The sequence below is a fragment of the Rhizobium sp. BK212 genome (assembly GCF_014197475.1).
GTDB lineage: Bacteria > Pseudomonadota > Alphaproteobacteria > Rhizobiales > Rhizobiaceae > Rhizobium > Rhizobium anhuiense.
Genome location: NZ_JACIFS010000001.1, coordinates 39,105 through 61,269, shown reverse-complemented (window position 1 = coordinate 61,269; position 22,165 = coordinate 39,105). Strand labels below are relative to the sequence as shown.

General features: G+C 62.8%; 21 protein-coding genes and 1 pseudogene. 11 read left to right on the top strand and 11 right to left on the bottom strand.

The genetic code is table 11. The features are described 5' to 3' along the window. Nucleotides 1-18 precede the first annotated feature (18 nt). The 5 genes from FHT79_RS00275 to FHT79_RS00255 are packed head-to-tail and all read right to left on the bottom strand — an operon-like array spanning nucleotide 19 to nucleotide 5,929. Entirely contained in the window at nucleotides 19-855 is an 837-nt protein-coding gene (locus FHT79_RS00275; protein ID WP_047614756.1) for a CoA ester lyase, read from the bottom strand. After that, the gene (locus FHT79_RS00270; protein ID WP_047612454.1) at nucleotides 852-1,304 is read right to left on the bottom strand and encodes a MaoC family dehydratase; all 453 of its coding nucleotides are present in this window, start codon (nucleotides 1,302-1,304) and stop codon (nucleotides 852-854) included. The genes FHT79_RS00275 and FHT79_RS00270 overlap by 4 nt, the downstream gene beginning before the upstream one ends. Beyond that, nucleotides 1,304-3,169 carry an acetyl/propionyl/methylcrotonyl-CoA carboxylase subunit alpha gene (locus FHT79_RS00265; RefSeq protein WP_183902847.1) on the bottom strand — a complete coding sequence of 622 codons (1,866 nt, stop codon included), beginning with the start codon at nucleotides 3,167-3,169 and terminating at the stop codon, nucleotides 1,304-1,306. The genes FHT79_RS00270 and FHT79_RS00265 overlap by 1 nt, the downstream gene beginning before the upstream one ends. Before the next feature lie 7 nt (nucleotides 3,170-3,176). After that, a complete protein-coding gene (locus FHT79_RS00260) occupies nucleotides 3,177-4,787 on the bottom strand; it encodes a carboxyl transferase domain-containing protein (protein WP_127429933.1) in 1,611 nt (536 codons plus the stop codon). After that, entirely contained in the window at nucleotides 4,784-5,929 is a 1,146-nt protein-coding gene (locus FHT79_RS00255) for an isovaleryl-CoA dehydrogenase (protein WP_127429934.1), read from the bottom strand. Before FHT79_RS00255 ends, FHT79_RS00260 begins: the two co-directional genes overlap by 4 nt. 168 nt (nucleotides 5,930-6,097) lie before the next feature. Here FHT79_RS00255 and FHT79_RS00250 point away from each other — a divergent pair, with 168 nt between their 5' ends. After that, the gene (locus FHT79_RS00250) at nucleotides 6,098-6,358 is read left to right on the top strand and encodes a type II toxin-antitoxin system prevent-host-death family antitoxin (RefSeq protein WP_097542661.1); all 261 of its coding nucleotides are present in this window, start codon (nucleotides 6,098-6,100) and stop codon (nucleotides 6,356-6,358) included. Continuing rightward, the gene (locus FHT79_RS00245) at nucleotides 6,348-6,767 is read left to right on the top strand and encodes a hypothetical protein (RefSeq protein ID WP_127430147.1); all 420 of its coding nucleotides are present in this window, start codon (nucleotides 6,348-6,350) and stop codon (nucleotides 6,765-6,767) included. Before FHT79_RS00250 ends, FHT79_RS00245 begins: the two co-directional genes overlap by 11 nt. Here the strand turns inward: FHT79_RS00245 and FHT79_RS00240 are convergent. Further along, the gene (locus FHT79_RS00240; RefSeq protein WP_244604744.1) at nucleotides 6,751-7,815 is read right to left on the bottom strand and encodes an AraC family transcriptional regulator; all 1,065 of its coding nucleotides are present in this window, start codon (nucleotides 7,813-7,815) and stop codon (nucleotides 6,751-6,753) included. The genes FHT79_RS00245 and FHT79_RS00240 overlap by 17 nt on opposite strands. 92 nt (nucleotides 7,816-7,907) lie before the next feature. Here FHT79_RS00240 and FHT79_RS00235 point away from each other — a divergent pair, with 92 nt between their 5' ends. From FHT79_RS00235 to FHT79_RS31985, 9 genes and pseudogenes are all read left to right on the top strand, one after another. Continuing rightward, nucleotides 7,908-8,675: a 3-hydroxyacyl-CoA dehydrogenase gene (locus tag FHT79_RS00235; RefSeq protein ID WP_097595464.1), complete on the top strand. Its 768-nt coding sequence runs from the start codon at nucleotides 7,908-7,910 to the stop codon at nucleotides 8,673-8,675. 23 nt (nucleotides 8,676-8,698) lie between these two features. Continuing rightward, entirely contained in the window at nucleotides 8,699-9,886 is a 1,188-nt protein-coding gene (locus FHT79_RS00230; RefSeq protein ID WP_097542474.1) for an acetyl-CoA C-acyltransferase, read from the top strand. Between the two features lie 13 nt (nucleotides 9,887-9,899). Beyond that, entirely contained in the window at nucleotides 9,900-11,027 is a 1,128-nt protein-coding gene (locus tag FHT79_RS00225; RefSeq protein WP_097542473.1) for an acyl-CoA dehydrogenase family protein, read from the top strand. Nucleotides 11,028-11,090: 63 nt separating this feature from the next. After that, nucleotides 11,091-12,323 (top strand): 3-methyl-2-oxobutanoate dehydrogenase (2-methylpropanoyl-transferring) subunit alpha, encoded by a 1,233-nt coding sequence (locus tag FHT79_RS00220; protein ID WP_097542472.1) that lies wholly within the window; start codon nucleotides 11,091-11,093, stop codon nucleotides 12,321-12,323. 1 nt (nucleotide 12,324) lies between these two features. Beyond that, entirely contained in the window at nucleotides 12,325-13,338 is a 1,014-nt protein-coding gene (locus FHT79_RS00215) for an alpha-ketoacid dehydrogenase subunit beta (RefSeq protein WP_097542471.1), read from the top strand. A gap of 3 nt (nucleotides 13,339-13,341) precedes the next feature. Continuing rightward, nucleotides 13,342-14,583 carry a dihydrolipoamide acetyltransferase family protein gene (locus FHT79_RS00210; RefSeq protein ID WP_127429936.1) on the top strand — a complete coding sequence of 414 codons (1,242 nt, stop codon included), beginning with the start codon at nucleotides 13,342-13,344 and terminating at the stop codon, nucleotides 14,581-14,583. 5 nt (nucleotides 14,584-14,588) lie between these two features. Further along, a complete protein-coding gene (gene lpdA, locus FHT79_RS00205) occupies nucleotides 14,589-15,986 on the top strand; it encodes a dihydrolipoyl dehydrogenase (protein WP_097542469.1) in 1,398 nt (465 codons plus the stop codon). Nucleotides 15,987-16,014: 28 nt separating this feature from the next. Further along, entirely contained in the window at nucleotides 16,015-16,263 is a 249-nt protein-coding gene (locus FHT79_RS00200) for a hypothetical protein (protein ID WP_164735889.1), read from the top strand. 131 nt (nucleotides 16,264-16,394) lie between these two features. After that, nucleotides 16,395-16,561 (top strand): annotated as a pseudogene (locus FHT79_RS31985) (nucleotidyltransferase); the annotation flags it as partial. 30 nt (nucleotides 16,562-16,591) lie between these two features. On the opposite strand, the gene FHT79_RS00195 reads toward FHT79_RS31985, so the two are convergent. The 5 genes from FHT79_RS00195 to FHT79_RS00175 form a co-directional block, all read right to left on the bottom strand. Beyond that, a complete protein-coding gene (locus tag FHT79_RS00195; RefSeq protein ID WP_097542467.1) occupies nucleotides 16,592-17,275 on the bottom strand; it encodes a redoxin domain-containing protein in 684 nt (227 codons plus the stop codon). Nucleotides 17,276-18,230: 955 nt separating this feature from the next. Next, on the bottom strand, nucleotides 18,231-18,548 hold the full coding sequence (locus FHT79_RS00190) for a succinoglycan biosynthesis protein exoi (protein WP_097630243.1): 318 nt from the start codon (nucleotides 18,546-18,548) through the stop codon (nucleotides 18,231-18,233). 251 nt (nucleotides 18,549-18,799) lie between these two features. Next, nucleotides 18,800-19,753, bottom strand: a complete 954-nt coding sequence (locus FHT79_RS00185) for a sulfonate ABC transporter substrate-binding protein (protein WP_097542464.1) — start codon at nucleotides 19,751-19,753, stop codon at nucleotides 18,800-18,802. Nucleotides 19,754-19,915: 162 nt separating this feature from the next. Continuing rightward, entirely contained in the window at nucleotides 19,916-20,944 is a 1,029-nt protein-coding gene (locus FHT79_RS00180) for an NADP-dependent oxidoreductase (protein ID WP_097542463.1), read from the bottom strand. 278 nt (nucleotides 20,945-21,222) lie between these two features. Beyond that, nucleotides 21,223-22,119 (bottom strand): cyclase family protein, encoded by an 897-nt coding sequence (locus FHT79_RS00175; RefSeq protein WP_164735890.1) that lies wholly within the window; start codon nucleotides 22,117-22,119, stop codon nucleotides 21,223-21,225. Nucleotides 22,120-22,165: the final 46 nt, after the last annotated feature.

Genomic DNA, 22,165 nt, shown 5'->3' with positions numbered 1-22,165 from the left:
GCCCGCCGGAGCGGTTGTCTAACGTCCGACGGCGTTCAGGAGCCGGAGGGCAAGCTTGAGGTGCGGCATATCCAGCATGCGCCCCTCAAGCTGGATGACGCCTGCGTCCGGCCTGGCGGCAAAAGCGGCGGCGACTTTCTCCGCCCAGGCGATCTCGGAAGCGTCAGGCGTGAAAGCGTGGTTGATCGTTTCGACCTGGCTCGGATGGATGGCCATCATGCCGGAAAAGCCGTCGCGCCGCGCGCGGCCGACATAGGCCCTGAGACCGCTATGATCGTGGAAATCGGGATAGACGGTGTCGATGGCCGGAACGGCGGCGGCATGGGCGGCAAATAGCGTCAGCGAGCGGGCAAGCTCGTAAGGCGGCGTGTAACGGCCATCCGTCCGTCGCGCGGTCGCAGCCCCGATCGCGGCAGGCAGATCCTCAGCACCCCAGGTAAGGCCGCAGAGGCTGGCCGCGACGTCCCGGTAGCTGCCGATCTCGAAGATCGCCGACGGCGTTTCGGTTGCGATCGGCAAGATGGGGATTTCAGGTGCAAGTGAGCCTGCGAGCTTCAGCACCGAAGCCGCCCCCTCGGCCTTCGGCAGCATGATCGCGAAAGGATGGAGGCCACTCAGAGCGGCAAGGTCGTTTTCGAACTCCGGGGAGGCGAGGGGATTGATGCGGATCAGGAGATTGGTTTCGCCAGTCTGGCGCAGGACGAATTCTTGGACGGCCTGGCGGGCGCGTGGCTTGTTGGCGGGTGCAACCGAATCTTCGAGATCGAGAATGACGGCATCGGCGCCCGAGGCGAGTGCTTTCTCGAAACGCTCCGGCCGATCGCCGGGCACGAAGAGCAGCGAGCGAAGTCTCATGACGGCTTTACCTTCAGCATGACGGTGCGCAGGCACTGGCAGACGATCTCGCTGCGCTGGTTCAGGGTGATGTGCCGGAAGGTGACGATGCCGGCGTCGGGGCGGGAGTTCGAGCGGCGCAGTTCCGTCACCTCCGTTTCCACCCGCAGCGTGTCGCCGATGAAGACCGGCTTCGGCATCGTCACCTTGTCGTAACCGAGATTGGCGACGAGCGTGCCGAGCGTGGTGTCGCCGACCGAAAGACCGACGGTGAGCGCAAAGGTGAAGGTGCCGTTGACGACGATCCGGCCGAATTCGGTGCCGGCCGCATAATCGGCATCGAGATGCAGCGGCTGCGGATTGTGGGAAAGCGTCGTAAACAGCAGGTTGTCGGTCTCGGTGACCGTGCGGCGGATCTCGTGGGCGATGCGGTCGCCGAGCGTCCATTCGTCGAAATAGCGGCCGGCCATCAATCCTGCTCCTTCGTGACGGTGACGACCAGCTGGTTCTCCGAGACCCTGGCGCCGGTGGAAACCTGCAGTTTTCCGATAATGCCGTCAAAAGGCGCGCGCAGCGAATGCTCCATTTTCATCGCTTCGACCGTCAGCAGACGCTCCCCCTTGGCGACATGATCGCCTTCGGCGACATCCACCGAAATCACGAGGCCGGGCATCGGCGAAAGGATCGCGCCATCGCCCGCACCCTGGCTCGCCTCGATTTCGCTGGCGACGGGCAGGCTGATCGGCCAGGCATTGCCGCCGTCGAAAAGTACGGTCGTTTCACCAATCGTGACGATATTTGCCTCAGGCTTCCGACGTGATTGCCCCCAGAAGAGGTGATCGCCGATACGGATGCGCACCCGATTGTCATCCGCGTCGGCGATGCGGAATCCGGCAAGCGCGGCCCAGGGATCATCATCGGTATTTCTTGAAAGCACGGCGGCTGCGGTGTCGATCGCGATTTCGCTCGGCTCCGTCGCCACAAGGCTATCGCCATGGCGGTCGAGGAAGCCGGTATCGATCTGAGCGGCGCGAAAATCCGGATCGACGGCGATGCGGGCAAGCAGGCCGGCATTGGATCTGACCGGCCAGACCTCGATTTCGGCGCAGGCGGCTGCAAGTTTCGAAAGGGCTGCCTCGCGGTCCGGTCCATGCGCAATGATCTTGGCGATCATCGGATCGTAGAAGGCGGTGATCTCATCGCCCTGTTCGACGCCGCTGTCGACGCGGACGGATTGCGGCAGGCGCAGATGGTCGAGCCGGCCGGTCGAAGGCAGATAACCGGCGGCCGGATTTTCGGCATAGAGCCGGGCTTCGAAGGCCCAGCCATTCATGGCGATCTCGTCCTGGCTTTTCGGCAAGGGCTCGCCGCTCGCGACCTTCAACTGCCAGAGCACCAGATCCTCGCCAGTAATCGCCTCGGTGACGGGGTGTTCTACCTGCAGCCTCGTATTCATCTCCATGAACCAGATACGGTCAGGATGCAGGCCCTGGGAGGCATCGGCGATGAATTCGATGGTGCCGGCGCCGACATAGTTGACCGCTCTTGCGGCCTTGACCGCCGCCTCGCAGATCACCGCCCGGGTGGCGGCATCGAGGCCGGGGGCAGGGGCCTCCTCGATCACCTTTTGATGACGGCGTTGCAGCGAACAATCGCGTTCGAAGAGATGCACGCAATTGCCGAGCTTGTCGGCGAAAACCTGCACCTCGATATGGCGCGGATTGGCGATATAGCGTTCGATCAGAACGCGGTCGTCGCCGAAGGCGGCGGCCGCCTCACGGCGGCAGGAGGCGAGACGTTCGGCGAAATCCTGCGCGCGGTCGACGCGGCGCATGCCCTTGCCGCCGCCGCCGGCAACCGCCTTGATGAGTACGGGATAACCGATGGCCTCGGCTTCCGCCGCCAGCCTCTCTTCGCCCTGGTCCGATCCGAGATAACCGGGGGTCACGGGCACGCCGGCTGCCTGCATCAATTCCTTGGCGGCATCCTTGAGCCCCATCGCCCGGATGGCAGCGGCCGGCGCGCCGACCCAGACGATGCCGGCCTTCTCCACCGCCTCGGCAAAATCGGCATTTTCCGACAGGAAGCCGTAGCCCGGATGGATCGCAGCGGCGCCGCTCTTGCGGGCAGCCTCCAGGATGCGCTGCGGCGAGAGATAGCTTTCGCGGGCCGGCGAGGGGCCGATGGCGATCGCCTCGTCCGCCTCCCTGACAAAGGGCAGGCCGGCATCGGCTTCGGAATAGACGGCAATGGTGCGGATGCCGAGCATCCTGGCCGTGAGGATGACGCGGCGGGCGATTTCGCCCCGGTTGGCAATGAGCAGGCTTTCCATCATCGACGCCTCACATCCTGAACAGGCCGAAGCGCGGCCCTTTCGGGATCGGCGCATTCAGGCAGGCGGAAAAGGCAAGGCCCAGCACGTCCCGCGTCTGGCGTGGATCGATGATGCCGTCGTCCCAAAGGCGGGCGGTGGCATAATAGGGATTGCCCTCGGCCTCGTAGCCGGCGCGGATCGGCGCCTTGAAGGCTTCCTCCTCTTCCATGGGCCAATTCTCACCGCGCGCCTCCATGGAATCTCGGCGAATGGTGGCAAGCACGGAGGCCGCCTGTTCGCCGCCCATCACGCTGATGCGGCTGTTCGGCCAGGTGAAGAGGAAGCGCGGGCGATAGGCGCGGCCGCACATGCCGTAATTGCCGGCACCGAAACTGCCGCCGATGATGACGGTGACCTTCGGCACGGTGGCGGTTGCAACGGCCGTCACCAGCTTGGCCCCGTCCTTGGCGATGCCGCCAGCCTCATAGCGGCCGCCGACCATGAAGCCAGAAATATTCTGCAGGAAAAGCAAGGGTATGCGCCGCTGGCAGGCGAGCTCGATGAAATGGGCGCCCTTCAGCGCACTTTCGGAAAACAGCACGCCGTTATTGGCGATGACGGCGACCGGCATGCCCCAGATGCGGGCGAAACCGCAGACCAGCGTGGTGCCGTAGAGCGGCTTGAACTCATGCAGTTCCGAGCCATCGACGATCCGTCCGATGACCTCGCGCACGTCGTAGGGTGAACGCACATCATCCGGGATGAGACCGCAGAGATCTTCGGGATCGAGTTTCGGTGGTCGCGGCGGCTGGAGGTCGATATCGACTGATTTCACAGTGTTGAGGGTGGCTGCGATATCGCGCACGAGCAGCAGCGCATGTTCATCGTTCTCGGCGACATGATCGACAACGCCGGAGCGGCGGCCATGGGTCTCGGCGCCGCCGAGCTCTTCGGCCGAGATGATCTCGCCGGTCGCGGCCTTCACCAGCGGCGGACCGGCGAGGAAGATCGTGCCCTGATTGCGCACGATGACCGTCTCGTCGGACATGGCGGGCACATAGGCGCCGCCGGCGGTGCAGCTTCCCAACACGCAGGCGATCTGTGGGATTCCCTCGGCCGACATCTGGGCCTGGTTGTAGAAGATCGCGCCGAAATGGTCGCGGTCGGGAAAGACGTCGGCCTGATGCGGGAGATTGGCGCCACCGCTATCGACCAGATAGAGGCATGGCAGCCGGTTCTGCAGAGCAATCTCCTGCGCCCGCAGATGTTTCTTCACCGTCAGGGGGTAATAGGCGCCGCCCTTCACCGTCGCGTCATTGGCGACGATCATCACCTCGCGGCCGCAAACACGGCCGATGCCTGTTATGATGCCGGCGCCGGGCGCCTCATCATCATACATGCCGTTGGCCGCCAGCGTGCCGATCTCCAGGAACGGGCTGCCGGCATCGATGAGCAGCTGGATCCGGTCGCGCGGCAGGAGCTTGCCCTTGCCGGTATGGCGCTCGCGCGCTGCCTGCGATCCACCCTGGCGCGCTTTCGCCGAGCGGTCGTGGAGTTCGTCGCTAAGGGCCTTGTTCTTGGCTGTATTGGCCTTGAAGGTCTCGCTATCGCGGTCGATCGCAGTCGAAATCACCGTCATGATGCGATGAGCTCCCGGCCGATCAGGTAGCGGCGGATCTCGTTGGTACCGGCGCCGATATCGTAGAGCTTGGCGTCGCGCAAAAAGCGTTCGACCGGCCATTCCTTGGTATAGCCGGCGCCGCCGAGTGCCTGGATCGCTTCCAGCGAGACCTTCACGGCATTCTCGCTGGCAAAGAGGATCGCGGCGGCCGCATCCGTGCGCGTCGCGCGGCCGGCATCGCAGGCCCGGGCAACGGTATAGACATAGGCGCGCGCCGAATTCAGCGCGACATACATGTCGGCGATCTTGCCCTGCATCAGCTGGAAGTCACCGATCGGCTTACCGAACTGTTTGCGATCGCTGACATAGGGCAACACGACGTCGAGGCAGGCCTGCATGATGCCAAGCGGCCCGGCGGCGAGCACTGCGCGCTCGTAGTCGAGGCCGGACATCAGGATCTTCACGCCTTCTCCCTCCCGGCCCATCAGCGCCTCGGCCGGCACCTCGCAATCCTGAAAGACCAGTTCGGCGGTATCGCTGCCGCGCATGCCGAGCTTCGAGAGTTTCTTGGAGACGCTGAGGCCCGGCAGGCCCTTTTCGACGATGAAGGCGGAAATGCCTTTCGGGCCGGCTGCGGGATCGGTCTTGGCATAGACGACCAGCACATCGGCATGCGGCGCGTTGGTGATCCAGAATTTGGCGCCGTTCAGAACATAGCGGTCCCCCTTTTTCTCGGCACGCAAGCGCATGGAGACGACATCGGAACCGGAGCCCACCTCGGACATGGCAAGCGAACCCACATGTTCGCCGGAGATCAGTTTCGGCAGATGACGGCGTTTCTGTTCCGGCGAGGCCCAGCGGCGGATCTGGTTGACGCAGAGATTGGAATGGGCACCGTAACTCAAGCCCACGGAAGCCGAGGCCCGTGAAATCTCCTCCATGGCGACGACATGATCGAGATAACCGAGACCGGCGCCGCCGAATTCTTCCTCGACGGTAATCCCATGCAGGCCGAGGGCGCCCATCTCAGGCCAGAGGTGGCGTGGAAACGTGTTGCTTTCGTCGATTTCCGCAGCCAGCGGAGCAATATGAGCGGCAGCAAACCGCGCCGTCGTTTCACGGATCGCGTCCGCGGTTTCGCCGAGCGAAAAATCAAACATGGCACTCCTCCCGCTGAAATATGTAGCGCGGGTTGCGGCGGGGTCAAAGTGCCCTTGAATGATACGGGTGGAGAGCCTTGAGAATTCTCGTCGAGGGCGCGTGAACGCCATTTTCTTGAAAAGATGGAAAATATGGAATATATGGAAATTAAACCGGAGAGTATAGTCATGCGACAGTTCACGACAGGTGATCTCAATAAACAGATTGGTGATGTCACCGATGTCGCGAGCCGCGAGCCGGTTATTCTTACCCGCCACAACAAGCCCCGTTTCGTGCTGATGAGCTATGAACACTATCAGAGGATGCGCAGCGGCGAGGACCCGCGTCGCGCGCATCACATTTCGGAGATGCCGGATGAGCATGCCGAATTGTTCGGCGAGGCGATTGAGCGACTGGCGCGCGGGGAAAGTTACGACGATGAACCATGAGTTTCGCCCTGGCGAGGTGATAACCTATCCCTATCTCTGGGCATGGCAGCAGCAGCGTGGTGAGACGGAGTGGCGCAAACAGCGCCCGGTCTGTGTCATCATTGCGATCCGCAGTGCGAGCGATGGAAATACGCATCTCGCCCTTCTGGCAATCACCACGCAACCGCCGCCGTCGGGAAGGGCTGCGCTGGAAATTCCCGATATCGAACGTCGGCGTGCTGGTCTCGGTGATCTCAAACAAAGTTGGATCGTCGTCGACGAATACAATTACGATATCGTCGAGCGTTCCTGGTACATCGAGCCTCATCAGGAGGTTCTTGGTCGCTTCAGCAAGTCCTTCGTGATGAAGATTGCCGTCATGTTCGCGAACGCGCGGGGCCGGTCAGAACGAGTCAATCGATTCGACTGACATCCTCTCGATTTTCCGTTCCGTCCCGCCGAAAGGCCTCAGGGCTCTTGCCTATCCATTTCCTGAAGGCCCGGAAGAAGGCGCTCGGCTCGGAATAGCCGAGCTGGACGGCGATCTCGCCGATGGTCTTCGGCGTGTTCAGCAGCAGGTCAACGGCGAGATCCCGGCGGATGTCATCCTTGATGGCGGCATAGCTTTGTCCCTCGTCGTGCAGGCGGTGGCGGAGCGTGGAGGGCGGCATGCGCATATCAGCGGCGAGCTCGGCGAAGCTCCGCCACATGGCAGGTGTTGCCTGACTCAAGCGGCGGCGCACGGCTGCGGCGATGCCGGCATCATAGCGGTAGCGCACCAGAATATTGGCGGGCGCGCCGCGCAGGAACTGTTTGAGCGCCTGTTCGCTGCGTGAAATCGGCAGGTCGAGCAGGGTGCTGTCAAAGCCCAGCCGGCTGATGGCTTGCGAGAAACGCACCGGCGCACCGAAGAACAGCCGGTAGTCGGCGCCCTGTTTAGGCTCGGCGCAGCGGAAATCGACGCGCCGGATCGGAATGCGCCGGCCAACCAGCCAGCAGATGATGCCGTGCAGGATGATCCAATAGGTACGGTAGGCGAAGGCCGAACGCGGGCCGCCGGCATCCCGAAGCTCGACCTCGGCCAGACCGTCGCGGATGACGAGCTGTCCCCTGGGATCGTCGAGCACGATATCGAGGAAACGCAGCGCCCGACGAAGCGCATGACCCAGCGTCGGCGCATGCAGCACAGAGTGGCAGAGCAGTGTGAAGCTGCCGCTGCGCATCGGTCGGCCGCCCATGCCGAAGAATTCGTCGTCGAGCTCGGCGGCGATGGCCAGCCACAGCGCGCCGTAGGTTTCTGCCGAGACCGGCTGGTCGACCCGGGGCAGTCCCACGCGCGCAAGAATAGGCTGCGTCGGCTTATCTAGTCGCCGCAGGCTGTCGAGCGCCTCCTCGACAAAGGCCGGCGCAATCATCCGTCGCTCGATTTCGGCCACCCCACCCTCGCTATGGCAAAACTGGCCGAAATAATGGAGCATTTCTGTCATCGCTTGCAATAGGTGGAGCGAATAGAATCGTACCCGTCGGTTGCGCTTGGAGGCGGTCGCCGCCGGCAGGGAGGAACAGATTCATGTTGATCCAAGGAGCAAGCTTCATCGTCACCGGTGGTGGCTCCGGCCTCGGTGCTGCCACGGTGCGCGCGCTTGTCGAGGCAGGCGGGCGCGTGACGATCGCCGATCTCAATGTCGAAGCGGGCGAACATGTCGCCTGGGAATTCGCAAGCGCTGCACAGTTCGTCAAGGCCGACGTGGCCGATGAGAAGCAGGGAGCAGCGGTGGTTGCCGCTGCCGTCGACGCCTTCGGCGGCTTGCGCGGCTTGGTGAATTGCGCCGGCGTCGCACCGGCCGAAAAGGTGATCGGCCGCGACGGGCCGCATCGGCTGGAAAGTTTTGCCCGCACGGTCGGAATCAATCTCATCGGCACGTTCAACATGATCCGGCTTGCCGCCACAGCGATCCAGAAGACCGATCCGGATGCCGAAGGCGAACGCGGCGTCATCGTCAATACGGCCTCGGTCGCCGCCTTCGACGGTCAGATCGGCCAGGCAGCCTATGCCGCCTCCAAGGGTGGGGTGGCGGCGATGACCTTGCCGATCGCCCGCGAGCTTGCGCGTCACGGCATTCGCGTCGTCGCGATCGCGCCCGGCATTTTCGAGACGCCGATGATGGCTGATATGCCGGCTGAGGTTCAGGCCGCACTCGGCAAGAGCGTGCCCTTTCCACCGCGGCTCGGCCGGCCGGCGGAATTTGCCGGGCTGGTGCGCCATATCTTGGAAAACAACATGCTGAACGGCGAGGTCATCCGCCTCGACGGCGCATTGCGGATGGGCGCGCGGTGAACGCGTCGCCCCAAGGAGGAAAGATGGTTTTGCAGGATCCCATCGTCATCGTCGGTGCAGCGCGCACCCCGATCGGCAGCTTTCAGGGAGAGCTGAAAGAGGCGACAGCGCCGGAGCTTGGAGCGACGGCGATCCGCGCAGCGCTTGAGCGCAGCCGCATCGCGGCCGAGGCGATCGAGGAGGTTATCTTCGGTTGTGTCCTGCCGGCCGGGCAGGGCCAGGCGCCGGCGCGCCAGGCGGCGATCCATGCCGGCCTGCCTTTCGCGACGGCGGCCAGCACCGTCAACAAGATGTGCGGCTCGGGCATGAAGGCCGTGATGATGGCGCATGACCTGATCGCCGCAGGCAGCGCCTCGGTGGCGGTTGCAGGCGGCATGGAAAGCATGACGAATGCGCCCTATCTCCTTGACAAGGCCCGTGGCGGCTACAGGCTCGGCCATGGGCGTGTCGTGGATCATATGTTCCTCGACGGGCTGGAGGATGCTTATGACAAGGGGCGCTTGATGGGCAGCTTCGCGGAGGATTGCGCCGAGGCCTATCAGTTCACGCGCGAGGCGCAGGACAGCTACGCCATCGCCTCGCTGACGCGGGCGCAGAAGGCGATTGCCGAAGGCTGTTTCGACCGCGAGATCGTGCCGGTTACGGTGAAATCCGGCAGGACTGAGCAGGTGGCGAGCCGCGACGAACAGCCCGGCAAGGCGAAGCTCGACAAGATCCCGACGCTGAAACCGGCCTTCCGAGACGGCGGCACGGTGACTGCCGCCAATTCCAGCTCGATTTCCGATGGCGCGGCAGCCCTCGTGCTGATGCGCCGTTCCGAGGCGGAGCATCGCGGCCTCAAGCCGCTTGCCACCATCCTTGGCCATGCCACCCATTCGCAGGCGCCCAATCTTTTCGCTACCGCACCGATCGGTGCGCTGCAGAAACTGTCCGATCGCACCGGCTTATCGTTGTCGGAGGTCGATCTTTTCGAAATCAACGAGGCCTTTGCCGTCGTCGCCATGGCGGCGATGCGCGATCTCAACCTGCCGCATGAGAAGGTCAATGTGCATGGCGGCGCCTGCGCGCTCGGCCATCCGATCGGCGCTTCGGGGGCCCGGATCCTGGTGACGCTGCTTGCGGCGCTGGAGCGCTACGATCTGAAGCGCGGCATGGCGGCGCTCTGCATCGGCGGCGGCGAGGCGACCGCCGTCGCCATCGAGCGGCAATAGGAGGAGAGAACAGATGATCCTTTCCGACCTCCAGCAGCAGATTTCAGATCTCGCCCGCGACTTTGCCCGCGACCGGCTGGCGCCGGGGGCAGCCAAACGCGACCGGGAGCATCTCTTTCCGCGCGAGGAACTGAAGGAGATGGGTGAACTCGGGCTGCTCGGCATGCTGGTGCCGGAAGCCTATGGCGGCTCGGATACCGGCGTGGTCGCCTATGCCGCAGCACTTGAGGAGATCGCCGCCGGCGACGGAGCCTGTTCGACGATCATGAGCGTGCACAGTTCCGTTGGCTGTGTGCCGATCCTGAAATTCGGCACCGAGGAGCAGCGGCAGCGTTTCCTGCCGAAACTGGCCAACGGCGAATGGATTGGCGGCTTTGCGCTGACCGAGCCGCAGGCGGGTTCGGATGCCTCGAACCTGAAGACCCGGGCGCGGCGTGACAGTGACCACTATGTGCTCGACGGCTCCAAGCAATTCATCACCTCGGGAAAGAACGGCGATGTCATCATCGTCTTTGCCGTCACCGATCCCGACGCCGGCAAGAAAGGCATTACCGCCTTCATCGTGCCGACGGAGACGCCAGGCTACGAGGTGATCCGCGTCGAAGAGAAGCTTGGGCTGCATTCCACCGATACCTGCCAGATCGCCTTCAACAACATGCGCATCCCGGCCGGGCTGAGGCTCGGTGCGGAAGGTGAAGGTTATCGCATCGCGCTCGCCAATCTCGAGGGCGGGCGGATCGGCATTGCGGCGCAGGCCGTCGGCATGGCGCGGGCGGCCTTCGAGGCGGCGCGCGACTACGCCCGCGAGCGCACGGCCTTCGGCAAACCGATCTTTGAGCACCAGGCCGTGGCCTTCCGCCTTGCCGATATGGCGGTGCGGATCGAGGCGGCGCGGCAGCTCGTCTTTCATGCCGCCTCGCTCCGGGAGGCGGGGCTGCCCTGTCTGTCGGAAGCCTCGATGGCGAAGCTCTTTGCCTCCGAGATGGCCGAGCGTGTCTGCTCCGATGCGATCCAGATCCATGGAGGTTATGGCTACATGGCCGACTATCCGGTCGAGCGCATCTACCGCGATGTGCGCATCTGCCAGATCTACGAAGGAACGAGCGACGTGCAGCGCATGGTGATCGCCCGCAATCTATAGAACGACATCCGGCCCGGCTCTCGGAGGAGAGGGGCAAGGCCGGCAAGGGAGGAAAGAAACGACATGGTGGATTCTGCTCGTTTGAGCCTGCACGTCCCCGAACCCGCCGTCCGACCTGGCGGCCAGCCTGATTTTTCCAATGTCAGGATTGCCAAGGCCGGCGCGGTGCCGCGGCCGGAGGTGGATGTCGCGTCGGAAGACATCCGCGATCTTGCCTATTCCATCATCCGTGTTTTGAACCGCGACGGCGAGGCGGTCGGCCCCTGGGCCGGGTCGCTCTCCGATGAGGAGCTGCTGACCGGGCTTCGCAACATGATGAAACTGCGGGCCTTCGACGCCCGCATGCTGATGGCGCAGCGGCAGGGCAAGACCTCCTTCTATATGCAGCATCTCGGCGAAGAAGCCGTCAGCTGCGCCTTCCGCAAGGCGCTCGAGAAGGGAGACATGAATTTCCCGACCTATCGCCAGGCGGGCCTCTTGATCGCCGACGACTATCCGATGGTCGAGATGATGAACCAGATCTACTCGAACGAGAGCGATCCCCTGCGCGGCCGGCAACTGCCGATCATGTATTCCTCCAAGGAGCACGGCTTCTTCACCATCTCGGGCAATCTCGCTACCCAATATGTGCAGGCCGTCGGCTGGGCGATGGCCTCGGCGATCAAGAACGACAGCCGCATTGCCGCGGCCTGGATCGGCGACGGATCGACGGCGGAATCGGATTTCCACTCGGCGCTGGTCTTCGCCTCGACCTACAAGGCGCCGGTCATCCTCAACATCGTCAACAATCAGTGGGCGATATCCACCTTCCAGGGCATCGCCCGCGGCGGCTCCGGCACCTTCGCCGCCCGCGGCCTTGGCTTCGGCATTCCGGCGCTGCGTGTCGATGGAAACGATTATCTCGCCGTCCATGCGGTCGCCCGCTGGGCGGCCGAGCGCGCGCGGCGCAATCTCGGCCCGACGCTGATCGAATATGTGACCTACCGCGTCGGCGCCCACTCGACCTCCGACGATCCGAGCGCCTACCGGCCGAAGACGGAATCGGAGGCCTGGCCGCTCGGAGATCCCGTGCTGCGGCTGAAGAAACATCTGATCGTCAAGAGTGTCTGGTCGGAGGAGCGGCATGTGCAGGCGGAAGCCGAAATCATGGATGAGGTGATCGAGGCGCAGCGCCAGGCAGAGGCGCACGGCACCCTGCACGCCGGCGGCAGGCCCTCGGTGCGCGACATTTTCGAGGGCGTCTATGCCGAGATGCCGCCGCATATCCGCCGTCAGCGGCAGCAGGCGGGGTACTGACATGGCCAGGATGACGATGATCGAGGCGGTGCGCAGCGCCATGGACGTCTCGATGGCGAAGGACGACAATGTCGTCGTTTTCGGCGAGGACGTCGGCTATTTCGGCGGCGTCTTTCGCTCGACGCAGGGCCTGCAGGCAAAATACGGCAGAACACGCTGCTTCGATACGCCGATCAGCGAATCCGGCATCGTCGGCACGGCGATCGGCATGGCCGCCTACGGGCTGAAGCCCTGTGTCGAAATCCAGTTCGCCGATTACATGTATCCGGCCTATGACCAGCTGACGCAGGAGGCGGCGCGCATCCGCTACCGGTCCAACGGCGATTTCACCTGCCCGATCGTCGTGCGCATGCCGACCGGCGGCGGTATCTTCGGCGGCCAGACGCACAGCCAGAGCCCGGAGGCGCTTTTTACCCACGTCTGCGGGCTGAAGGTGATCGTGCCTTCCAATCCCTACGATGCCAAAGGCCTGCTGATCGCAGCGATCGAGGATCCCGATCCCGTCATGTTCCTGGAGCCGAAGCGGCTCTATAACGGCCCCTTCGACGGCCATCACGAGAAGCCGGTGACGCCCTGGTCGAAGCATGACCTCGGCGAGGTGCCCGATGGCCATTACACTATTCCGATCGGCAAGGCCGAGGTGCGGCGCGTCGGATCGGCGGTGACCGTGATTGCCTACGGCACCATGGTGCATGTGGCGCTTGCCGCAGCCGAAGATGCCGGCATCGATGCCGAGGTGATCGATTTGAGGAGCCTGCTGCCGCTCGATCTCGATGCGATCGTCAAATCGGTCGCCAAGACGGGGCGCTGCGTCGTCGTGCATGAGGCAACCCTGACGTCGGGCTTCGGCGCCGAGGTCGCAGCACTGGTGCAGGAACATTGCTTCTATCATCTCGAGGCGCCGGTCGTGCGTGTCGCCGGCTGGGACACGCCCTATCCGCATGCGCAGGAGTGGGACTATTTCCCCGGTCCCGGCCGTGTCGGGCGGGCGCTTGCCGAAGTCATGGAGGCCTGAGCCGTGGGCGAATTCATCATCAAGATGCCCGATGTCGGGGAAGGGGTCGCCGAGGCCGAGATTGTGGAATGGCACGTGAAGACAGGCGATCCCGTCCGCGAGGACATGGTGATTGCCGCCGTCATGACCGACAAGGCCACCGTGGAAATTCCGTCGCCCGTCCATGGCACCGTCATCTGGCTTGCCGGCGAGGTCGGAGACCGCATCGCGGTCAAGGCCCCGCTGGTGCGGATCGAGACGGCGGGAGATGTCGGCGAGACGCAGCCTGTGGTGATTGGGCAGGCGCCGATTGCCGAAGCCCCCATGGCCGACATTGCAAAACCTACCCCGGCAGCGCCAGCGCCAGCGCCAGTGCCGGCGGCTGCATCGACGGAAAAGCCGCTTGCCGCTCCCTCGGTGCGGCTTTTTGCCAGGGAAAGCGGTGTCGATCTCAGGCAGGTGCAGGGGACAGGACCGGCCGGGCGTATCCTGCGCGAGGATATCGAGCAATTCCTGACCCCAGGAGCCGCTCCCGCAGCAGTGAAGAACGGTTTTGCCAGGAAGACGGCGACCGAGGAGATCAAGCTGACCGGCCTGCGCCGCCGCATCGCCGAGAAGATGGTGCTTTCCGCCTCGCGCATCCCCCACATCACCTATGTGGAGGAAGTGGATATGACCGCGCTCGAGGAGCTTCGCGCCACCATGAACGGCGACCGCAGGCCAGGCCACCCGAAGCTGACTGTTCTGCCCTTCCTGATGCGCGCACTGGTCAAGGCGATTTCCGAGCAGCCTGACGTCAATGCCACCTTCGACGACGATGCCGGCATCATCACCCGCCACGGTGCCGTCCATATCGGCATCGCCACACAGACGCCGGCCGGCCTGACCGTGCCGGTGGTCCGGCATGCGGAAGCCCGCGGCATCTGGGATTGCGCCGCCGAGATGAACCGGCTGGCGGAAGCAGCACGATCCGGGACGGCGACGCGCGATGAGCTTTCCGGCTCCACCATCACCATCAGCTCGCTCGGCGCGCTCGGCGGCATCGTCTCGACACCCATCATCAATCATCCCGAGGTGGCGATCATCGGCGTCAACAAGATCGCCACGCGACCGGTCTGGGACGGCGCGCAATTCGTGCCGCGCAAGATGATGAACCTCTCCTCCAGTTTCGACCATCGCATCATCGACGGCTGGAATGCGGCAAACTTCGTGCAGCGCATCCGCACGCTGATCGAAACGCCGGCGCTCATTTTCATCGAAGGCTGAGATCCATGAAAGAGATCCTCTGCAAGCTCCTCGTCATCGGCGCCGGTCCGGGCGGCTATGTCTGCGCCATCCGCGCCGGACAGCTCGGCATCGATACCGTCATCGTCGAGGCCGGTAAACCGGGTGGCACCTGCCTGACGGTCGGCTGCATTCCCTCCAAAGCGCTGATCCATGCGGCTGAGGAATTCGACGCGACGCAAAAGATGCTGGCTGGCAGGAACCCGATGGGCATCCGCGTCGAAGGCGCCTCGATCGATCTCGGCAGAACGATTGCCTGGAAGGACGGGATCGTCGGCCGGCTCACAGGCGGTGTTTCGGGACTGCTGCAAAAGGCGCGGGTCAAGATCGTCCACGGTCGGGCCCGCTTCCGCGACGGCAAGACGGTGGAGGTGGAGACGGAAACCGGCCAGCAGATCATCCGGGCCGAGACCGTGGTGATCGCCACCGGTTCCGATCCGGTGGAGCTTGCCGATCTGCCTTTCGGCGGCCGCGTCATGTCCTCGACAGAGGCGCTGTCGCTGACCGAGCTGCCGAACAAACTCGTCGTGGTCGGCGGCGGTTATATCGGGCTGGAGCTCGGGACGGCCTTTTCCAAGATGGGATCTGATGTGACGGTCGTCGAGGCGACGCCGCAGGTGCTGCCCCAATATGATGCCGAGCTGGTGCGGCCCGTCATGCGCAAGTTGGCCGAAGGCGGTATCCGGGTGTTGACCGGCGCCAAGGCGATCGGCCTTGCCGACGATGGCGACGCATTGATCGTCGAAACACCGGATGGCCGTCAGCAAAGCCTGCCGGCGGACCGCATCCTCGTCACCGTCGGCCGCCGCCCGAGAACGGCTGGGTCGGGTCTCGAAGAGCTCGATCTCGATCGTGCCGGCCCTTATCTGAGGATCGACGATCGTTGCCGCACGTCGATGCGCGGCATCTATGCGATCGGTGACGTGACCGGCGAGCCGATGCTTGCCCACCGGGCCATGGCGCAAGGCGAGATGGTGGCTGAGATCATTGCGGGCAAGAAGCGGGCCTGGGACAAAAGATGCATTCCCGCCATCTGCTTCACCGACCCGGAGATCGTCAGCGCCGGCCTGTCGCCGGCAGAGGCGAAGGCGCAAGGCTATGAAATCCGCACCGGCCAGTTTCCGTTCAGCGCCAACGGTCGGGCGATGACGATGCTATCCGAAGAGGGCTTCGTGCGCGTGGTGGCCCGCGCCGACACCAATCTCGTGCTCGGCCTGCAGGCGGTGGGCGCCGGGGTCTCCGAGCTCTCGGCGGCTTTTGCGCTGGCCATCGAGATGGGTGCGCGTCTGGAAGACATCGCAGGCACCATCCATGCACATCCGACCCGCAGCGAAGCGGTGATGGAGGCGGCGCTGAAAGCTTTGGGAAGTGCCCTGCATATCTGAGGCCCAAGTCCAGGTCCGGACATTGACAATGCTGGAAGGCGTCGCGATCGGCGGCAAAACCGTCGATCACGGCTCCAATTCCTGGGGTCAAGGGGTCGCTGGTTCGACATCCGTCAGATGCGACGAACCGCGCACGGTCCCGCCGATCATCAACATCAAGGAGAGCGACATCACGATGCTGGCCTCGCGCGGCCGGATCGACGCCGCTCAGCTCGCAGCTGCGACGAGGTTCCCCGCCTTATGGGAAGCGCCATCGACTACGGCCGCGAGCCGTTAGCCGGCGGCAGTCATACGGACCCGATCAGCCACAGGCAGATGCACGCGGCCGAGGAGCTTAGGCGCGTATCCGACCTCGGCTTGGCCCTACATCATTTCGCCAACAGTTAAATTAGGCGCGGTGTTGGAAGTGGCCGGATCCTGAAGATCATCCTGTTTGGCTTCTACGCCAAAGGTGGCTGGGTGGATGAACCCTTCACAACGAAGGGCTATCGGGCGGATTTCGACCTGCTGATCATCGTCAACAACGGGAAGCCCTGCGAGTCCGCCGAGTATTGGTAAAGGCTGCCGACCGTCTGAGGACGGTGGTCGTCGAGATTTTCAGCAGCTTATAGATGTGCGACTTGGGAAGCTGCGGACATCAATTCTTCGGGACTCGGCGCCCGGCATAGATTTTGGCCTTCCTCTTCGGCTTCTGTGAAACTCCAGCGCACAGTGCCTTCCCGATCGAGCAGGAACTCGCCGATAAGCGGCATGTGACCGGCGATCATAATCTGCCGGTCGGCCGCCGTAATTTCATACCAGTCCTTTTTCTCAAGAAAGTCGCCCGCCGCAGCCGGGTTCATCGGCACGGGCAACTCCCCCGGCAGATCGATCCGCATTGTCATGACCGCGTCCATTCCGAGCTTGTGCGGCCATTCGGTTTCATTCTCCGTGAACTCGAGGATGGGTAAACCGAAGGCGCGATGTGAAGCCCCCACCGGGTCGGATGCGCTAAGAAGGTCGGGTAGCGGATGGTAGCGGAAGTAGAGCCGCGCCCGCTCGACTGGCGTCTTGACCACTGCGAGACATTCGATGCCTTTCTCCTTCAGGGCCGGGTTGAGTTGCGCCATCGCCGCGAGATGACGCCGGCAGAACGGACAGTGTAGGCCTCGAAACAAACCGATCAGTAACGGGCTGCGGCCTCGAAAATCATCGAGCGCGATCTTGCCTTCGCGCGAGATCGCGTCGAATACAACATTCGGTGCCCGGTCGCCGGGTTGCAGCGGGCGGTCGACACTACTCGTGGACATGAACAACCTCCTCGCCTCGGATCAGCAAAAAAGGCAACACACCCAGCGCTCCGGGGCTCGAACCCGTGCTGGGCGCAAACTCTCTACGCCGGGGCAAAGTAGCTTTCGGCCATCTGTCATATTGCCGACGTCGAGATTGAGCCGTGCGGCCCATCATAGCACGTAAAAGCGTCTGCGGGCGAGCATTCAGGCTGGTCAGCAATCCGCGGCGCTATGTCCTCTGTGAGGTCTTCGAGGGAAATCTTTTCCGCCGCTCTCGCCGGTCGATCTAAGTTTACAACCTGAGACAGTAAAATATACCATTAAATCCTACGGTAGTTTTCAATTCGTTGGTCTGATAATTTTCGTTGGTCCGCCTTACCCAATCCAACAAGGCGCAACAGTGGAGATCGTGATGACCGATAACTCTAAGACGCCTCCCGCCAAGAAGACAATCCAAGACCCCCCAGAATACGCGGCTGCGCCCGAAGACCCCAGCCAAGCCGCTCCTTCCAACTCGTCTGGCACGGCAAAGCCTCCCCAGCCAGTATCTGAAGATCTTCGGGGCCAGCTTAAATGGAATGAGCAGCGTACCGGCGAGACCGATGATTGGTTGGGCGGGCCGCAAAACGGAGCCGAAGCGCCTGGCTCCAAGGAGAGTGGTCCGACAGGCTCGGGGAAAGTGCAGGGCGAAGGGGCAAGAAACCCCCAAACCGGCGAACGAATTGCAAGGAACCCCCAAACGGGAGAGTAGCAGCCGATACTGCTGCGACTTCGCGGTGTCCCACGACGGGCGCCGGTGCGAGCGCGGTTAAAGGCTTATCGAGGATTCTCACGTCAACTTGGATTGACGGATCGGGGCTGGGTTAGTCCCCGATCCGTAGCACCATCGTTTCCCCGAGAACGTGTTAAGTCGATGCGGCCCGGTCTCTGCGGCATGCCCGCGCCAAAGCTTCTCCGGCCCCACGCCGAAGCATCACGATTTCGATTTCCGCCAGCCGGCGGCCCACGCTTCGAATTCTGAGCAGAACCATCTTTCCCCGAACTGGGGGCTGATCTTCGTCTCTGCGTAGCGTCGCTGCCCCGGCAGGTGGAAGATACGCTCGCCCGTGTTGATGGAGATGTTGCCCTTGATCCTGCACGATTGTCCGGAGCCGCCAGAAGCGCTCCATGAGGCCAGCAAGTCGCTCGCGGTCCAGCCGCCGGCCGCACCAAACGCGAGCGCGCCGATGACCAAACCCGGAAACTTGAGAAGCACCGGTCTCTTCTGTGGATTGCGATAGCCCTGACGCATCCCCCATCCCCGTCATTTCGCGCGATGATTGTAGCGACGGATGGAGCACGACGATATCCGTCCAAAAGGCGTAGTGCGCGGGGGCCTCGCCAACTAACCGCATCAGTCGTTCCGTTCCTTCGGGCTCCAGGGATGATGACGCATAACGTCTCACGTGCCGGAGGTTTGCTACACTCGGCAGGCTCACAACGCGGCTCCTAACGAGAAGGTTGGCCAGACCTTCCCGCTGGGACCAGGATCTCAGGTGGGGATCACGCCTTGCTCTTGCGGATGACGTCCGCAATCTTCACTTGCTTGGGAATGAGCTTCAGTTTGAAAAACGTGTCGGCGATGTTCTGCTGCTGCGCGACGACGGTGTCATCCAGGCTCTTGACCCCGTAGGACTGACGCTCGAGCGCCTTGACGAGCACAGGTTCGGGGATGCCGACCGACGGTGACAGCTCGGCCGCCGCAGCCGCGGTATCGGACTTGGTCCATTCGTCGATCTCGGAAATGGCCTCGATCAAGACATCGATCGCCTCGGCGTGGCCGTCGACCAGCGCCTTGGTGCCGAGATAGAACTGGTGATTGGGAACGATGCCCTCGCCGTTTCTGAGTTCTCGCGCTTCGACCGCCACTTCCGCCGCTGCCTGGAAGGGATCCCAGATGACCCAAGCATCGACCGCGCCCTTTTCGAAGGCGGCGCGACCGTCGGCCGGGGCGAGGAAGGATGCTTCCACGTCCTCATAGCTCAAGCCGGCTTCTTCGAGCGCCTTGACGAGCAGGTAATGCACGTTCGAGCCCTTGTTGAAGGCGACCTTCTTGCCCTTCAGCTCCGCGACCGATTTGATAGGGCTGTCCTTCGGGACAAGTATGGCTTCGCCGCGCGGGGCAGGGGGCTCGTGCGCGATGTAGACGAGCGGAGCGTTGGCGGCCTGGGCGAAGATCGGCGGCGTTTCGCCGGTCGATCCGAAATCGACGGCACCGGCGTTCAGCGCCTCGAGCAGTTGAGGGCCGCCTGGAAACTCGGTCCATTCAACCGTGTAGCCGACCGATTCAAGCTTCTTCTCCAGCGTTCCTTTGCCTTTGAGAAGCACCAGAGTTCCATATTTCTGGTAGCCGATACGCACGACCTTGTCAGCTGCGCCAGCCAGTCGAACATGCGTCAAAGGTGTCGCGATGGCGCCTGCCACCACCGCCGTGAAAGCGCGTCTTGTAATCTTCATCATAGCCTCCGGAATAGGATGAGGCTAAATTAAAGTGTATCTATCTTTTTCATAGAATATACGTGCTCCGGCATCCGCTTCTTAGGGATTGGCTTTTTTGTTCTGTTGCGACAACGAGCAAAAAGAACCGCGCCGCGAAATAGGAAACGTCAAGGCGATGTTTCAGGGCGCGACGCGCACGATCAGTTTTCCGAAATTCCTCCCTTCCAGAAGGCCAAGAAAAGCCTCTGGAGCGTTTTCAAGTCCGTCAACGATGTCCTCCTTGTATTTGAGCCGTCCCTCGGTGATCCACGCTCCAGCCTGCTGATAGAAGTCAGGACGCTGATCGGCGAATTCGCGCTGGATGAAACCGCGGATGGCGAGGCTTTTGCGCAGGATGGCGCGCATCACCGCAGGAAGCTGATCATGTCCGCTCAAGGCAGAGGATCCTTCGTTATAATGCGCGATCAGCCCGCAGACCGGTATGCGTGCGAAGTCGTTCAGCAATGGAAACACCGCGCTCCAGACGTGGCCACCGACATTCTCGAAATAGACATCGATACCCTTCGGACAAGCGGCTGCAATTTGTGCCGGAAAATCGCTTGCATGATGGTCTATGGCGACATCGAAGCCGAGCGCCTGGCGTATGTAGTCACATTTCTCAGGCCCGCCTGCAATTCCAACGACACGTGCCCCGGAAATCTTTGCCATCTGCCCGACTGCCGAGCCAACCGCGCCGCTCGCCGCGGCGACCACAAGCGTTTCGCCTTCTTTGGGCTTGCCGATATTGCGAAGCCCGGCATAGGCCGTGAAGCCGGGCATTCCGAGAATGCCGAGTGCCGTCGTGATTGGTGCGGTTTGCGGATCGAGCTTCCGCAAGTCCGCACCATCTGAAATCGCATGGCTCTGCCAGCCGGAATGCGAAAGCACGATGTCCCCTGCCTTGAACGCCGCGTTGCGGCTGCGTGCGATCCGCGCGACCGTGCCCCCTTCCATCACGCCGCCGACGTCGACCGGCTTGGCATAGGATTTGGCGTCGTCCATGCGGCCCCGCATGTAAGGGTCCAGGGAAAGATAGAGCGTCTCAAGAAGAACCTCGCCCTCGGCGAGATCCCGAACCGTCTCCCGCTCGAGCCGGAAATTGGCCGCCACCGGCTTTCCGGATGGGCGCGATGCAAGAACGATGCGGGTGGCAACGGGTTGAGCGGTCATGGATGTGTTCCTCTTCTGATTTTTCCTCGGTGTATCAGGGATTTGCTTCGAAAACTGGGCCTCGCCATCCGGACCGTGCCTGCTTGCCGACCGCGCCTTTGCCGTGACGCCCTTACAACCGCTCATCGATCCCACGACCAAACGAGCTCGATCATTGTCATCGAGCTCGATGTCGTGCCATCGGCGGCCGCCAAACGCGAACATCCTCCTTATGTGGATGATCGGCGTGTGCGAAAGGGCAATGACCTCTCCGAGCGGACTTGATGTCGCCGCCCGATTTATCGAATGCGCATGCCTGCCGCTTCATCGTAGTGAAGCGGTTTGTCAAATTTTGCGAGCGGCGCTTCCGGCACCGAGCCGATGGTCACGCCATGCGGCCAATCCGGAGGGCAGATGGCGATATAGCGGGCATAGCCGCCAAGCCCACCCCCGAATTTCGGATAACCGATCGCGACCAATGCACCCGTTTCCGGGACCTGATCGAGATTGGCAACGCCTTCGGCCTGCGCAAAGCCGTTATGCATCAGCCAGTGTTCGCCCTCGAGGTTGGGCGTGGTGTCGGTATCGAGCGGCTCGTGGCCGTGAAACAGGATCTTGCGCTCGAGATGGAGGAATTTCAGCGCATCCAGGCTGACGCCCGGAAAAGGCGTGGTGGTCGAGAGCGCCGGGTCCGGCCATGTCTTGGACCAGCCCGAGCGGACGAAGACAACCGATCCTTCGGGAATCGTTCCGTGTTTCGCCTCGAAATCCTTGATGTCGGAGACCTGCAGGTGATAGCCGGGATCGGCCTTCACCTTGTCCTCGATAGAAATGACGACGAGCGGGCGGACCGCGAAGGTCGCCGGCAACTCGTCGATTGCGGCATATTCCGGTGCCCAATGGGCCGGCGGATCGAGCTGCGTGCCGAGCTGATCTGTCGTCAGCAGGTAGCTCGTCGCTTCGAAACCATGCTTGTCGTAGGTGTAGACATCGCCCTGCTTGGCGAAGCCTTCTAAATTCGCACCCGCCTTTGCCGGTGCAAAGCTTGAATTGCCGAAGCCCGCCCAAACGGGGATTTTCGGAGTGATGGTATGGGTCAGATCCACATATTTCGCGCCCTTGAAGGCGTCGTTGTAAACCTTCCAGAGCCCCGGCTCGTCGGCCCGAGCGGCCGCAACGGCCGAGAAAAATGTCATCCCGAAAATCATGGCAACGCGTGTCGCAAACCGCCTCATTGCTAAT